This is a genomic window from Paenibacillus montanisoli, from assembly GCF_003268025.1.
GTDB lineage: Bacteria > Bacillota > Bacilli > Paenibacillales > Paenibacillaceae > Paenibacillus_Z > Paenibacillus_Z montanisoli.
This window is the reverse complement of record NZ_QLUW01000001.1, coordinates 1561019-1575320: the sequence shown is the minus strand read 5'-3', so window position 1 is coordinate 1575320 and position 14302 is coordinate 1561019. Positions and strand designations below refer to the sequence as shown.

Here is a 14302-nt window from a genome sequence, read left to right as displayed (position 1 = left end):
AAATGGAGAACTCATATGGCATCCTACACGATGAAATTCAATCACGCAAACGCACGCATTCGAGTATCCCAAGCAACGGCATCCGACGCTCCTGCCGTTATGGAGCTCTTGGTCGGCGCGGCCAAATGGCTGAAAAGCAAAGGATCTACACAGTGGAGCTCGCTGCTTTCCGGCGATGATCACCATAACGTAGTCGGTCATATCGATAAAGGCGAGCTCTTCATGTTCAAGGATGGCGACATCCTGGCCGGCATCGTCCTGCTGATGCAAGTGCCGGGCGATTGGGATCACCGCCTATGGGGGAGTGACGGCCATGAACCGGTCGTTTACCTGCACCGCCTCGCGATCAACCGTGATTACGCCGGACAAAGGCTCGGCGCGGACATCGTCAAATGGGCCGAGGAAGGCATCTCGTTCCCGGGCAAGGATCGCATCCGGCTTGACTGCATCGCCGATAACGAGAAGCTGAACGCCTTCTACAGCGGGCTTGGCTACGCCTATAAAGGCACTTCTCAGGGCGGATTTTGCCTGTACGAAAAAATGTTATAGCTAGCAATTTAAATGGGGCAGCCCCGTATCGTCATTCGTGACGTACGGGGCTGCCCCTCTTTTATGGCGCTGGATTAGAATGCCCAGTTCCCGCCGCGGAACAGCGGTTCGACCGAGCCGTCCGGCCGTACGCCGTCGATGTCCAAATCGGCGGTGCCAATCATGAAATCGACATGCGTTAAGCTTTGGTTCAAGCCGCGCTCCGACAATTCGTCCTTGCTCATTCCGAGGCCGCCTTCGATGCAAAACGGAAAAGCGAAGCCGATTGCGAGATGGCAGGCCGCATTCTCGTCGAACAGCGTGTTGTAGAACGTGAGGTTCGTATCGGAAATCGGCGATTGGAACGGTACGAGAGCGATTTCGCCTAAGTAATGAGAGCCTTCGTCGGTTTCGATCAGGCCTTTCAGCGCGTCATACCCCACCTCGGCCGTATATTCTGTAATACGGCCTTCCTTGAAGGTAATCGAGAAACGGTCGATCAAATTGCCGTTGTAGCTCAGCGGCTTGCTGCTGACGACCTTGCCGTTAATGGCGGTACGCAGCGGAGAAGTGAATACTTCCTCCGTCGGCATGTTCGGAATAAACGTTGTCCCCTGCTTGTTGCGGGTACCCGCGCTCACCCAAATATGCCCCTCCGGCAAGCCGATAGACACCTCGGTCCCTACGGCATTGCGGTAGCGCAGCTCCTTGTAATTCCGCTCGTTCAGACGGCCCGCTTTCGAGCGGAGATTGTCAGCGTGCTCGCGCCACGACTGAACCGGATCGTTCGCATCGACGCGCGTCGCCGCGAAGATCGCCTCCCACAGCGCATCGACGCGATCGGATGCCGGCAGCGCCGGGAACACCTTCTCCGCCCACTCCGGCGTCGGTACGGCGACGATCGACCACGAAACCTCGTTGCTGAGCGTAAACTTACGGAACGGCTGCAGAGCAGCCTGCTGCGCTTTGGTTGCCAGCCCCACGCGGGAGGCGTCGATGCCGTTCAGCAAATCCGGGTTTTCGGCGACGACCCATAGGAAGGCAGCTCCCTCTTCGGCCAGCGCGACCCGGCCTTTCGCATGCCATTCCGGATAATAAGACAGTCCTTCCTCCGGCGACTTCTCCAGTCTCGTGCGCGTGAGCAGCTCGTCGCTCCAATCGACGTGGACATAGCTTGCGCCAATCTCGTAGGCGCGTCTAGCAACCTCGCGAACGAAATCGGCAGCCGCGATTTGCGAAATGATGCACAGCTTCTGGCCGGGCTGTACGTTGACCCCGACCTCTACGGCAAGCGCCGCATATTGCTCTAGACGGTGCTGGAAAGATTTCATGGAATCGTCTCCTTTATGTAAGCGATAAGATCAATCCGTATTACAGCTTCCAATTATACCAGCGGCGCGGCGCCGGATGCAAAAAACACCTGATCGGCACGTTTGAGGCCGTTCAGGTGTATAAGCCGTTTAAGCCGTTTAAGTCGTTTGGAATTGCGCATAATGCAGCCGGCTGTAGTGGCCGCCAGCCTCAAGGAGCTCCTCGTGCTTGCCTTGCTCGGATACGCCTTCCTCGGTAACGACGACAATCCGGTCGGCATTCTTGATCGTCGCGAGACGGTGCGCAATGACAAGCGTCGTGCGTCCCTGCGACAGCTGAGCAAGCGATTGCTGAATGGCGGATTCCGTCTCCGTATCCAGTGCGGAGGTAGCTTCGTCGAGAATGAGGATTGGCGGGTTCTTGAGGAACATCCGAGCGATCGCGACGCGCTGCTTCTGACCTCCGGAGAGCTTGACGCCCCGCTCGCCTACGACGGTATCGAGACCATCCGGCAGCGACAGGATAAACGCTTCCAGCTGCGCCCTCTTCGCCGCCTGCATGAGCTCCGCGTCCGTCGCATCCATTTTTCCGTATTTGATATTATCGCGAATCGTGCCGGAAAACAGGAACACATCCTGCTGGACGATGCCGATGCCTTTACGCAGCGAAGAGAGCTTTATGTCCCGGATATCGCGGCCGTCGATGGTGATGCTTCCCCCATCTACATCGTAAAACCTCGGAAGCAGGCTGCAAAGCGTCGTTTTCCCTGCGCCGGAAGGGCCGACGAATGCAACCGTCTCGCCCTCGTGTATCGTCAGATGGATATGCTCCAGCACGTTGGATTCATTTTCATAGCCGAAGCTGACATCCTTGAATACGATTTCGCCCCGCAGGTTCTGGACAGCCGCCGCGTTCGGGCGATCCGCAACGTCGGGCTCGGTTTCAAGCAGCTCCACGTAGCGGCGGAAGCCGGCGAACCCTTTCGGGTAGCTCTCGATGACCGTATTGATTTTCTCAATCGGGCCGATAAACACGTTTGCCAGCAGCAGAAACCCGACAAACTCGCCGATCGACAGCTCCTGCTGAATGACGAACCAAGTGCCGCAAACCATGACGAACAGCGTAACGAACCGCTTCAGCACGTAGCTGATGGAAATGTTGGCCGCCATGATTTTGTAGGATATCAGCTTGGTCAGCCGGAACTTCAGGTTGTTCTCCTGAAACAGCTTCTTCTCGAACTCTTCGTTCGCGAACGATTGCACGACGCGCATGCCGCCTACGTTATCTTCCACGCGCGCATTGAACTCCGCTATATCTGTGAACAGCTGATGAAAAGCCCGGGTCATCTTCTTGCTGAAGAGGATGGCCAGCCAGATCATGAGCGGCACCACGATAAAGGTTAGGAGCGCCAGCTTCCAGTTGATGTACAGCATGAGCGAAAACGCGCCGATCAGCGTCATGACCGCGATGAACAGATCCTCGGGCCCGTGATGCGCCATCTCGCCGATTTCCATCAGATCATTGGTCAGGCGCGACATGAGATGACCGGTCTTGTTATTGTCGAAGAAACGGAATGAGAGCTTCTGAATATGATCGAACAGCTTCCGCCGCATGTCGGTTTCGATGTTGATCCCGAGCATATGACCCCAGTAAGTGACGATATAGTTGAGCAGCGCGTTCAAGGCGTAAATCGCCAACAGACCCAGGCAGGCCCAGGCAATCAGACTCCAATCCTTGCCCGGAAGCAGCTGATCCACGAACTGATTGACCGCAATCGGAAAGCCAAGCTCGAGAAAGCCCGCGACGATCGCACTGAAGAAGTCGAGGTAAAACAGCTTCTTATACGGTTTGTAGTACGCGATAAAGCGTCTAAGCAGCATAGGACGTTCCTCCTTTTCACTTTTTTGGCGTTACCTGGCCCTTGTCAGCAAGTAGAGAAAGTAAGGCGCGCCGAGAATGGCGACGATGATTCCCGTTGGCACCTCGTACATTCTAGCCAATGAATCCGATACGATAAGCAAAAGCGCACCCGTCATCGCCGATGCCGGCAGCAAGTAAGCATGGTTCGGTCCGACGAGCCTGCGTGCCAGATGAGGCCCGATCAAGCCGACGAACGCGATGCCGCCGCCGACCGCGACGCAGGAACCGGCCAGCCCGATCGCCGCCGCGTATAGATACAGCCGTTCGCGGTTAAGCGCAGCGCCGAGGCCAGCCGCCGTTTGATCGCCCAGATTCAAGACATCGAGGACGCGGGATTTATAGAAGACGAACGGCAGCAGCACGATGATCCACGGCAGCAGCGCGGTGACGAAGCGCCAATCCGTGCCCAGCAGGCTCCCCGCCATCCAAACCTGAACGAATTTGAACTGATCCGGGTTCAGCTTCAGCGTAAGCACGATCATCGCCGCGGCAATGCCGGCTGAAACGGCGATGCCGACCAGCAGCAGCCGGATCGTCGAAATGCCGTGATGGCGCCTGTAAGAGAGGCTGTAGATGAGAGCCGCCGTCGCGCCCGCTCCGAGCAGCGACAGGAACGGCAGCAAGAAGATCGAGTTATCGAGCGGCATCACGGATATGTACAAGATAACGATCAATCCCGCGCCGGCGTTAATGCCGAGAATGCCGGGATCGGCAAGAGCGTTTCGCGTGACGCCTTGCAAAATGCAACCGGAAACCGCGAAGCCCGCACCGATCAGCACCGACATCACTATGCGCGGGAGCCGGAATTGATAGAGAATCAGCTCTTGCTGATCCGTACCTGATCCGAGCAGCGTTTGAAGCATCTCTGACGGCGACAGGCGCAGCGTGCCGGTATTCATGCTGATGATGAAGACGGCCACGACCAGCCCGCCCATCAACGCCAGAATACGGAACGCCCGCCGTTTGCGCGCCAATTCGGCAGGCGTTGCCAAATGGTGGTTAACCATTTACAGCTCCCTCCTTTCTCTCATGGCCAGATAGAGGAAGAAAGGCACGCCAATAAGCGCGATCAACGCGCCGAGCGGCGTTTCGGAATACGGATTGAACAGCCGGGCGCCGATGTCCGCCACAATAATCAAAAGCGCGCCAAGCACGGCAGAGCATGGGATGATCCAACGGTAATCGACGCCGACCAAATATCTCGCGACATGCGGAATAATGAGTCCGACAAACCCGACGGCGCCGACGACGCTGACGGAAGCGCCTGCAAGGATAAGCACCAGCAGCATCCCTAGCGTCTTGATCAGCCCCGTCCGCTGACCCAGACCGATGGCGATTTCTTCGCCTAAACTGAGCAGCGTAATCGAACGCGAGAGCAGCACGGCGCCGATCAGGCATCCGATCACCCACGGAGACATGATGCGAATTTGCGCCCATTCCACGCCCTGCATGCCCCCGGCCATCCAGAAAGCAAGGTCGCGCCCGACCTGATAGTGAATGGCGATCGCGTCGCTGATCGCAAGGAGCAGCGCGGTGACCGCCGCGCCTGCCAGCACAAGACGCACCGGCGTCAGGCCGCCCTTGACGAATGCTCCCGTTCCGAATACAAGGATGGCTGCCGCGGCCGCCCCGACAAACGAGAAAAGCATGAGCGACACGAACGACATGCCCGGAAAGAAGGCGAAGGAAACAGCCAGCATGACACCTGCGCCTGCATTGATGCCTAGCAGGCCTGAATCCGCAAGCGGATTTCTCGTCATCCCTTGCATAATGGCGCCTGATGCGGCAAAGGCCGCGCCCGTCAGAGCGCCGGCGAGCACGCGCGGGATCCGAAGCTCTCGAATGATCTGATGCGAAGTCATATCGGCATTAAAATGAAACAGCGCATCCCAAACGGTCGAAATCGAAATATCTGCGGCGCCGACGCAGATCGATATGGCGGCGCTGACAACGATTGCAATGATACCGCCGATAAGAATGAGCATGGCCGCGACTGGCCGCGATTGAACGTGAATCGCAGCAGGCTGCGCATGCGGGGAAGAATGTGCTTCCACGAACCTAAACCACCTTTACTGATGTCGAGCTGTGATGCAAGCGGCAAATTCGCATCAATGAGAATTATTTTCATAATATAGAGTTCATGGCGACTTGTCCACCCATCATGAACGATTCTGCCGGCATCATAGACTACGATAGCGAGGTGATTGATTCCAATGAACCAGCGTATTCAAGCAGGCATCGATAATCTGATCAACCGTTTGCTGTCCAGCCAAAGTGCTGACGGCAGCTGGCGGCTCGGCTTTATTGAATACGGAATGTCGACGGACGCGGCCGCCGTCCTGCTGCTGACCAGCGCAGGCATCAACAAGCCTAAGCTGGTCTCTTCGCTGCGAGACCGTATTCTAGCCAAGCAAAGCGATGACGGCGCGTGGCGCGTCTATCCCGATGAGAACGGCGGAAACCTATCGGCGACGGCGGAATGTTATTTCGCCCTGCAATTCGCCGGACTATCCGCGTCGGAGCCGCGCATGGTCAAGGCACGCGAAGCGATAAGGAACATGGGCGGATTGTCGAGCATCGACAGCTTGCTGACGAAGTTCATGCTCGCTGCCGTCGGACAGTACGAGTGGCCGCGGTGGTTTCCGGTCCCGCTCTCGCTGCTGCTGCTGCCCCAGAGCGCGCCGGTCCATTTCTATAAATTCTCGTGCTATGCCCGCGTTCATATGGCCCCGATGATGCTGCTTGGCGACCGCAAGCCCGCCTTCAAGCTGCCTCATGTCGAACCGCTGCCGTCGCAGCCGTCTACCGAAAGCTGGCTCAATCATTTCGACCGTCGCTTCATCGAGATGTACAATAATCGGCTCTTTGACATCCCAGGGCTGACGGCGCCCACGCTGCGCGAACAAGGCACCAAGAAAGCGCTTGATTTTATGTTCGAGCGGCTTGAGCCGGACGGTACGCTATACTGCTATGCCAGCGCAACCATGCTCATGGTGCAAGCGCTGCGAGCACTAGGGTTTGCCATTACCGATCCGATTATTACGAGGGCGATCGGCGGTCTGGAAGCGCTGCTGACGCAGGACAACGGCCACGTCACGATGCAAAATACGACTTCGACCGTTTGGGATACCGCGCTCATCAGCCATGCCCTGCGCGAAGCGGGCGTTACGGCCGCTCACCCGGCCATCCGTTCGGCCGGCAGCTACCTGCTGTCCCGCCAGCATACCAAGCTCGGCGATTGGAAGCTGCGCGCCGATGCGGAGCACCCGACTCCAGGCGGCTGGGGCTTCTCCGATCATAATACGATCAACCCGGATATGGATGATACGACGGCGGCGCTTCGGGCACTTGAGGCGCTGAGCGGCATCGGTCCTGCAGGGATGACCTATCAGGATGCTGCCGAGCGCGGCCTGCAATGGCTGCTGTCCATGCAAAACTCCGATGGCGGCTGGGCTGCCTTCGAGCGCAATACGAACAGCCGCATCATCCGTTTTATCCCGCTCGACGGCGCCGAGGATGCGGCAACCGACCCGTCGACGCCGGATCTGACCGGCAGGACGCTGGACTATCTTGGCCGCCATGCCGGACTGACCGCCAAGCGCAGCCGTTTCGTCCGCCGCGCTGCGGATTGGCTGTACGGGACGCAAGAACGGAACGGCTCTTGGTACGGCCGCTGGGGCGTGTGCTACCTCTATGGCACATGGGCAGCGCTCACGGGACTGACTGCCGTCGGCGAATCGCCGGAGCATCCCCAAATTCGCCGTGCCGTTGATTGGCTGTACCGCGTCCAGAACAGCGACGGCGGGTTCGGCGAATCGTGCCGGAGCGACAGCGTGAAAAGATTCAGCCCGCTTCCCTACTCTACGCTCTCCCAAACCGCGTGGGCGCTTGATGCGCTCACAGCCGTAACGGCCGGAAGGCCAACCGAGGCCATGGAACGCGCCTGTTCGTTTCTGCTTCAAGAGTTGAACGCGAATGGCCGCGCAGCGCAATACCCGACCGGAGCCGGTCTGCCGGGCTATCTCTACACGCGCTACGACAGCTACTCCCTCATCTGGCCGCTGCTCGCGCTGGCGAACTACCGCAACAAATTCGCACCATAATAAAGAGAAGGACCATCCGCGGATAGTCCTTTTAACCGGAATCCTATCATTATCGCAATAATTTATCGCCGTTTTGCTACGAAATGCTTGACATTGATACAAAACGTATCATAAATTACTAATAGTAGGGTTAGAAGGATACCCTGCCTACTAGTGCTAGAGGTGAGATTGATGTAAGGAGCTACAAACTATGACGATGGGAGATCGCTTGAGAGAGCTTCGACTTCGAAAGAACATTTCTCAAGAGGAAGTCGCGCGGCAAATTGGCATTACCCGTTCCGCTTACAGTCACTATGAAATCAACAACCGCCAGCCGGTTTACGAGACGTTGAAGAAATTGGCCGTCTTATTCAACGTTTCGCTTGACTACATCATCGGCGGGGAGCCCGGTAAACCGGAAACGACGGTGACCCCTGAAGCGATCGAAATTATCCGCATCTTAAACAACATGGATCAGGAACGCCGCAAGCAATCCATCGACCGAATGATGGCGGTCATCAAGCAGGCTGATTAACGCTTGTTAGCGTTGCAGGCAGCGCGAACCAAATCATTGTCCCTTTATCCAAGGAGCTGACAGCTCCGATGGTGCCGCCGTGAGCTTCTACAATTTCTTTGGCGATCGCAAGTCCGAGGCCGCTTCCGCCTTCAGCCGAATTTCGAGAAATTTCCTTCTTGTAGAACCGGTCAAAAATAAAGGGTAGATGCTCCTCTTCAATCCCGCTGCCTGTATCACTAACCGTCACGATGACCCGGTTTGCAGTCTCATCGAAGAAAAAGGAAAGCGCTATCTCTCCCCCCTTCTCCGTATGCTTGATCGCATTGTAAATGACGTTCGCCAATACCTGATCCATCCGCGGCAAATCCAAGCGGAGCAGAATGCGGTTCTGCTGCTCTTTTTCATGAGCGTGTCCTTCAAGCGGAGAGCTAGCGCTGTGAAAGTCGCATCGGAACCGCAATCCGCTGCTGACGACGTCGATTTCGTACAAGTCGTTCAGCTGCTTGATCCATTGCCCAAGCGGGACGTCCGCAAAATCAAACCTTGTCTGACCGGCCTCCAGCTTCGTCAGCTCAAACAAATCGTGAATGAGCCGATTCAGCCCGCCGACCTTGCCAAGCATCATTCGCAGGTAGCGCCGCTGCTGCTCCTCCGTTTTTACGACACCGTCCTGAAACGCCTCCAAATACCCTTGAAGCAGCGTTATCGGCGTACGCAAGTCATGCGAGATGTTCGACATGAGCTGCCGTCTCGATGTCTCCGAACGCTGCAATTCATTATTCGTTTGCTCAAGCGATTCATTCGCTTCGCTCAGCGCGACCGTCCGCTCTTTGATCCGCTCTTCCAAATGCGCATTCAGCTCCCGAAGCTCGTTCGATACATGCTCCACCTGGAACATGGCGCTCGAGAACCGCTTCGAGATAATGAAAGACTGCATTAGCATGAAGAAGAACAATCCGAGCGGCACAAGCTGGGTATATACGAGCCATTCGTTATAGAAGAGCATGTCATTCAGCACCGTGATTACGAATACCGCCAACCCCGCAAGGACAAAGGCCGACCCGATCCTCTTCCTTGCTCTTGCCTTTATAAGCACGACCAGCGTATAGATGCTAACGGCTACGACGAACAGCTGAAACCATGCGAGCTGTTTCGTATACACGATGGCCGGGCTGAACATGACGAATACGACGAAGGACGTTCCGATGCCGATTACAAACGGAATGACGCGCTTAGACGCATCGAGCGGAAACAGCCGGTAGACATACAAATACCCCGAAACCGCGCTGAGCGCAAACGAGATGTATTCGATTTTCATCCCGCCCTCCCACGAGATCGGAAGCAGCTGCAGCACGTAATTTTCCCCTGTCACCCCCGCCCTTGCCGCAACGAATAGACAAAGCAGCCCGAAGTGAACCGTAAATCGCTCCTGCCTGCGGAACGCATATAGACCGATATGATACACGCCGATAATGACCAAACTGCCGAGGATGATCATATCCTGAACTGTCGTCCGAAGCTGCGTTCCTATGATGGTATCGCTGCTCCCAAGACTGAACGGTACCCAAATGCCGCCTTTGCGGTGCTGGAAATTGGATACCTGCACGACGATCTTGATCTGCCCCGTGGCGGCGCTAAAGGACACGATCCGCGGATACTGCATCGCCTCCGAATCGCTTCTGCTCGTGCCGACCTTCCCTTGCTCGGCAAGCAGCTTTCCGTTGATCCACAGTTTGTAGCTGCTGAATATATTCGGCACGCGCAGCGCAAGCACGCGGTCTGTCGGCCTGATCTGCACCGTTAGTTTATAAGTGGCGAAACCTTGTCCGTCCCGGATGCCGGTATCGCCCGGATAGCTGTTCCATGAACGGGGAACATGGACGCTTGAACCGTCCAGCTGATCCGCTTCGAACGGCGTCAGCAGCCTGCCGCCATAGAACGACCACTCGCCGTTAAGCGGCAGCTCGCCGTTATTCGCGAACGACCAATGCCTTAAATCAAGAACGCCTTTCTTCGCGGAAGGATGCTCCCCGCCGTTCTGCGCGATGCAGCCGGAAAGCAGCAACATGGGGATAATCAAGGCTAAAAGTATTAGGACTGATCGACGTAACATATGGGCCTCCTGGAAAAACGCTGATTGCCCACCCCTCCCTACATTCGCTATAATAGCCTAGGAAGAGGGGGTAGCAAGAGATGAACGGTACCAAAATTCTTGTCGTAGACGATGAAGCCGATATTACCGAGCTCATTACTTTATATATGGAACGCGAAGGCTTTGCTGTATACACAACCGATAATGGCGAAGATGCCGTCCGGCTGGCAGCCGAGCTCGAGCCGGATATGATTCTGCTCGACATCTCGCTGAAAAATCTGGACGGCTTTGATGTATGCAAGCAGATCCGGACGACTTCCAACGTCCCCATTTTGTTCATTAGCTGCAAGAGCGATGATACAGACATTATACATGGTCTGACGTTAGGCGGCGACGATTATATGACGAAGCCGTTCAGCCCAAGCCAGCTGGTCGCTCGGGTGAAAGCCCATTTAAGACGACAATCCGTAACCGGCAAAAGTCCAGTCGACCGCTCGCTCGGCGAAATGCTCGTGTATGACGGGCTGCAGATCGATCTGCCGGCGCGCACCGTCCATGTCAACGGCAAGGAAGTGTCTCTGTCGGCCAAGGAGTTCGAGCTGCTCGTACGCCTGGCCAAGAGCCCGAACCGCGCTTTTTCGCTGGATGATCTGTACACGATCGTTTGGGGACATGATAGTATGGGCGACACGCGAACCCTTATGGTTCACGTCAGCAATTTACGCAAGAAAATCGAGCCCGACCCTGCAAACCCGATCTATATCATCACCGTTCGGGGCGTAGGCTACAAATTCAATGCCAAGGAAGGTAACACACATGTATATCGCTGATTTATGGAAAGATTACGAGCTGCTCGACACCGGCGGCGGCGAGAAACTGGAACGCTGGGGCCGTTACGTGCTGCGCCGGCCGGACCCTCAGGTCATTTGGCCGATCGTAAACGAAACCGGACTGTGGAAAACCGCGGACGGACATTACCATAGGAGCTCTTCAGGCGGCGGCGAGTGGGAATTCCGCACGAAAATGCCGGACCGCTGGAACATCTCGTACGGCGAGCTCAAGTTTCATATCCGGCCGACAAGCTTCAAGCATACCGGACTATTCCCCGAACAGGCCGTGAACTGGACTTGGATGATGGACAAGATCCGCAATGCAGGCCGTCCGATCCGCGTGCTCAACCTTTTCGCCTATACGGGCGGAGCTACGGTAGCCGCTGCGGCAGCCGGCGCGGAAGTATGCCATGTCGATGCCGCGAAGGGCATGGTGCAATGGGCCAAAGAGAACGCCGAGCTGTCCGGACTCGCCTCCGCTCCGATCCGATACATAACCGACGACGTCTTCAAGTTCGTGCAGCGCGAAGAGCGCCGCGGCAAACGGTACGATGCCATCATTATGGACCCGCCGTCTTACGGCCGCGGACCGAACGGCGAAATGTGGAAGCTGGAGCAAAACCTGTTCCCGTTCCTCGATTTCTGCACGACCATCCTAACGGAGAACCCTTTGTTCGTCTTGATCAACTCGTATACGACAGGCCTATCCCCAACCGTGCTGCACAACATGCTTCATATGACGGTCGGACGCAAATACAAAGGGTCGATCCACTGCGGCGAGATCGGCATTCCGATCACGAACAGCGGACTTCATCTGCCATGCGGCATTCTAGGGCGCTGGGAGGGCAAGTAGCATGGTGAGCGATCCGTTTACGGCGCCTGCCCCGCTCTTGCCCGTACTTTACGAGGACAATCACTTGCTGGCAGTAGTCAAGCCTCCAGGTATGCTCTCGCAAGCGGATGAGACCGGCGAGCCGGATATGGTGACCTTGCTGAAGGAGGATCTTAAAGTCCGCTACCAGAAGCCCGGCAATGTCTATGTCGGGCTCGTCCACCGCTTAGACCGTCCCGTCGGCGGAGCGATGCTTTTCGCAAAGACGTCCAAAGCTGCTTCCCGGTTATCCGAATCGGTTCGAAGCCGCAGCTTTGACAAGCTGTATGTGGCGGTCGTGCACGGTTCGCCCGCCTCTTCCGCGGGGCGGCTGCGGCATTTCCTGCGCAAGGATGCCGGCCGGAATATCGTGACGGTCCATCCGAAGCAAGTGCCTGACGCCAAGGAGGCCATACTGGATTATGCGGTTGTCTCGAAGCAAGGCGGGCTGTCGCTAGTTGCCGTCAAGCTGCTGACGGGGCGCTCGCATCAAATCCGCGCGCAAATGGCGGCCATCGGCTGCCCGCTCGTCTATGACCGCAAGTACGGCGCTCCGGCCGTCCAAGGCGAGCAGGATATCGCGCTCTGGTCGACATCGATCGGCTTTGCGCATCCGGTGACGAAGGAATGGCTGACGATAAACGCCCTGCCGCCGAAGACAGAGCCATGGAGCCGGTTTCGCGAGGATGACTACATGCGGGCGAGATCGATTTTGCCGCAGGAAGGAATAAGCCAATCATGACAAGACGGCCTTTGCGGTTTATGGTCCTGCTCGCGTTATCCCTCCTCCTGCTCAGCGGCTGTTCGCAAATCCCGAAGGACCCGGTACCGGAGAGCAGCGCTTCGCCTGAACCGGCGCAGCAGACTAAGCCGCCTGCAGAACAGCAGCAGCCGGATTCGACCCATCCTTCCGGAGAGGTCGGAGAGGCCGGAGAGGCCGGTAATCAAGCGCCGGAGAAGGATCCGGTATCTTCTCCCCCCTCAGACGATCAGAAGCCTGAGAGCACGCCTCCAGCCCCTCAGAAGTCGGCTGAAGCGCTCTGGATGGCCGTAGGGGACATCATGATGCATATGCCGCAGCTTCCGGGCGCCTATAACGAGAAAACCAAAACCTACAATTTCGAGGGCTTCTTTAAGCAAGTCAAGCCGATTCTGGAGCAAGGAGATTGGACGCTCGCCAATCTGGAGACGCCGATCGCAGGCAAGTCGCTCGGCTATTCCGGCTTCCCGCGCTTCAATGCGCCGACCGAGCTCGGCGACGCGCTCAAATACGCCGGCTTCACAACCGTGACGACAGCCAATAACCACGCGCTCGACCGCGGAGCAAAAGGCATCGACTTAACGCTCGAGAAGCTGGAGAAGCTCGGCTTCGAAACTAAAGGCACGGCACGCTCCAAGGCGGAGGCCGATCGGATCGTCCTCGCGAAGCGCAAAGGGATCGCGATGGGTCTGCTCGCCTATACGTACGGGACGAACGGGATTCCGCTGCCCAAAGGCCAGCCCTACGCCGTTTCCCTGATCGATGAAGCTAAGATCATCAGCGATATCCAGAAGCTTCGAAATGCCGGCGCCGACTTTATCGCCGTCGTCCTGCATTTCGGCGTCGAATATCAAACGCAGCCGAACGACGCGCAGAAGACGCTCGCCCGGAAGCTGATTGCAGCCGGCGCCGACATCATCGCGGGCGCCCACCCGCATGTCGTGCAGCCGTACGAGATGGTGGAAGCGACGAATCCGGACGGCACCGTTCGAAAAGGACTTATTATCTATTCCATGGGTAATTTCATTTCCAACCAACGCGGCGATTCCAAGGATTACGGCGTCATTTACAAAGTAAAGATCCACAAAGACGGCGCAACCGGCCGAACGACGCTGAAGGACGTAGAAGCCATCCCTACCTGGGTACACCGGACTCGTAATAACGGAGCGACCCAATACGCGATCGTCCCGCTGCAGCAGGCGATTGAAGCCAAATCGCTCAAAAATCTTGGCGCTTCGGACTACAGCGACCTGAAGCGGATGTACAGCCAGCTGATGAAGCGGATTAAGTCGATGTCAGGCCAACCCTTTAAGCTTACGGGCTAGGGAAACCTGCTTCCTTGCCCAGCCCTGATCAAACAAGAACTGCCCTTACGGTTAGCCGTAAGGGCA

12 protein-coding genes are annotated in these 14302 nt (G+C 56.8%); 7 read left to right on the top strand and 5 right to left on the bottom strand.

What is annotated here, in order from left to right:
- Nucleotides 1-15: 15 nt before the first annotated feature.
- Entirely contained in the window at nt 16-549 is a 534-nt protein-coding gene (locus DL346_RS07000) for a GNAT family N-acetyltransferase (RefSeq protein WP_112881296.1), read from the top strand.
- A 74-nt stretch (nt 550-623) separates the two neighbouring features.
- On the opposite strand, the gene DL346_RS06995 is transcribed toward DL346_RS07000, so the two are convergent.
- From DL346_RS06995 to DL346_RS06980, 4 genes are all read right to left on the bottom strand, one after another.
- Nucleotides 624-1859, bottom strand: a complete 1236-nt coding sequence (locus DL346_RS06995; protein WP_112881295.1) for an aminopeptidase — start codon at nt 1857-1859, stop codon at nt 624-626.
- Nucleotides 1860-1997: 138 nt separating this feature from the next.
- Nucleotides 1998-3716 (bottom strand): ABC transporter ATP-binding protein, encoded by a 1719-nt coding sequence (locus tag DL346_RS06990; protein ID WP_112881828.1) that lies wholly within the window; start codon nt 3714-3716, stop codon nt 1998-2000.
- 33 nt (nt 3717-3749) lie between these two features.
- Nucleotides 3750-4766 carry a FecCD family ABC transporter permease gene (locus DL346_RS06985; protein WP_112881294.1) on the bottom strand — a complete coding sequence of 339 codons (1017 nt, stop codon included), beginning with the start codon at nt 4764-4766 and terminating at the stop codon, nt 3750-3752.
- The gene (locus tag DL346_RS06980; protein ID WP_240633056.1) at nt 4767-5813 is read right to left on the bottom strand and encodes a FecCD family ABC transporter permease; all 1047 of its coding nucleotides are present in this window, start codon (nt 5811-5813) and stop codon (nt 4767-4769) included. It lies immediately after the preceding gene.
- 159 nt (nt 5814-5972) lie between these two features.
- Between DL346_RS06980 and shc the strand changes: the two genes are divergently transcribed.
- Together shc and DL346_RS06970 are read left to right on the top strand one after the other, a co-directional pair.
- Nucleotides 5973-7862: a squalene--hopene cyclase gene (shc, locus tag DL346_RS06975; protein ID WP_240633055.1), complete on the top strand. Its 1890-nt coding sequence runs from the start codon at nt 5973-5975 to the stop codon at nt 7860-7862.
- A gap of 190 nt (nt 7863-8052) precedes the next feature.
- A complete protein-coding gene (locus DL346_RS06970) occupies nt 8053-8376 on the top strand; it encodes a helix-turn-helix domain-containing protein (RefSeq protein WP_112881292.1) in 324 nt (107 codons plus the stop codon).
- Here the strand turns inward: DL346_RS06970 and DL346_RS06965 are convergent.
- Nucleotides 8360-10471 carry an ATP-binding protein gene (locus DL346_RS06965; RefSeq protein WP_112881291.1) on the bottom strand — a complete coding sequence of 704 codons (2112 nt, stop codon included), beginning with the start codon at nt 10469-10471 and terminating at the stop codon, nt 8360-8362. The genes DL346_RS06970 and DL346_RS06965 overlap by 17 nt on opposite strands.
- An 80-nt stretch (nt 10472-10551) precedes the next feature.
- On the opposite strand from DL346_RS06965, the gene DL346_RS06960 reads away from it, so the two are divergent.
- The 4 genes from DL346_RS06960 to DL346_RS06945 are packed head-to-tail and all read left to right on the top strand — an operon-like array spanning nt 10552 to nt 14236.
- Nucleotides 10552-11280 (top strand): response regulator transcription factor, encoded by a 729-nt coding sequence (locus DL346_RS06960; RefSeq protein WP_112881290.1) that lies wholly within the window; start codon nt 10552-10554, stop codon nt 11278-11280.
- The gene (locus DL346_RS06955) at nt 11267-12133 is read left to right on the top strand and encodes a class I SAM-dependent methyltransferase (protein ID WP_112881289.1); all 867 of its coding nucleotides are present in this window, start codon (nt 11267-11269) and stop codon (nt 12131-12133) included. The genes DL346_RS06960 and DL346_RS06955 overlap by 14 nt, the downstream gene beginning before the upstream one ends.
- Before the next feature lies 1 nt (nt 12134).
- Entirely contained in the window at nt 12135-12893 is a 759-nt protein-coding gene (locus tag DL346_RS06950; RefSeq protein ID WP_112881288.1) for an RluA family pseudouridine synthase, read from the top strand.
- Entirely contained in the window at nt 12890-14236 is a 1347-nt protein-coding gene (locus DL346_RS06945; RefSeq protein WP_240633054.1) for a CapA family protein, read from the top strand. Before DL346_RS06950 ends, DL346_RS06945 begins: the two co-directional genes overlap by 4 nt.
- Nucleotides 14237-14302 lie beyond the last annotated feature (66 nt).

Coding starts and splice junctions, on each gene's coding strand:
- DL346_RS07000 (WP_112881296.1), top strand. CDS start 16: ATGGCATCCTACACGATGAAATTCAATCACGCAAACGCACGCATTCGA.
- DL346_RS06995 (WP_112881295.1), bottom strand. CDS start 1,859: ATGAAATCTTTCCAGCACCGTCTAGAGCAATATGCGGCGCTTGCCGTA.
- DL346_RS06985 (WP_112881294.1), bottom strand. CDS start 4,766: ATGGTTAACCACCATTTGGCAACGCCTGCCGAATTGGCGCGCAAACGG.
- shc (WP_240633055.1), top strand. CDS start 5,973: ATGAACCAGCGTATTCAAGCAGGCATCGATAATCTGATCAACCGTTTG.
- DL346_RS06970 (WP_112881292.1), top strand. CDS start 8,053: ATGACGATGGGAGATCGCTTGAGAGAGCTTCGACTTCGAAAGAACATT.
- DL346_RS06965 (WP_112881291.1), bottom strand. CDS start 10,471: ATGTTACGTCGATCAGTCCTAATACTTTTAGCCTTGATTATCCCCATG.
- DL346_RS06960 (WP_112881290.1), top strand. CDS start 10,552: ATGAACGGTACCAAAATTCTTGTCGTAGACGATGAAGCCGATATTACC.
- DL346_RS06955 (WP_112881289.1), top strand. CDS start 11,267: ATGTATATCGCTGATTTATGGAAAGATTACGAGCTGCTCGACACCGGC.
- DL346_RS06950 (WP_112881288.1), top strand. CDS start 12,135: ATGGTGAGCGATCCGTTTACGGCGCCTGCCCCGCTCTTGCCCGTACTT.
- DL346_RS06945 (WP_240633054.1), top strand. CDS start 12,890: ATGACAAGACGGCCTTTGCGGTTTATGGTCCTGCTCGCGTTATCCCTC.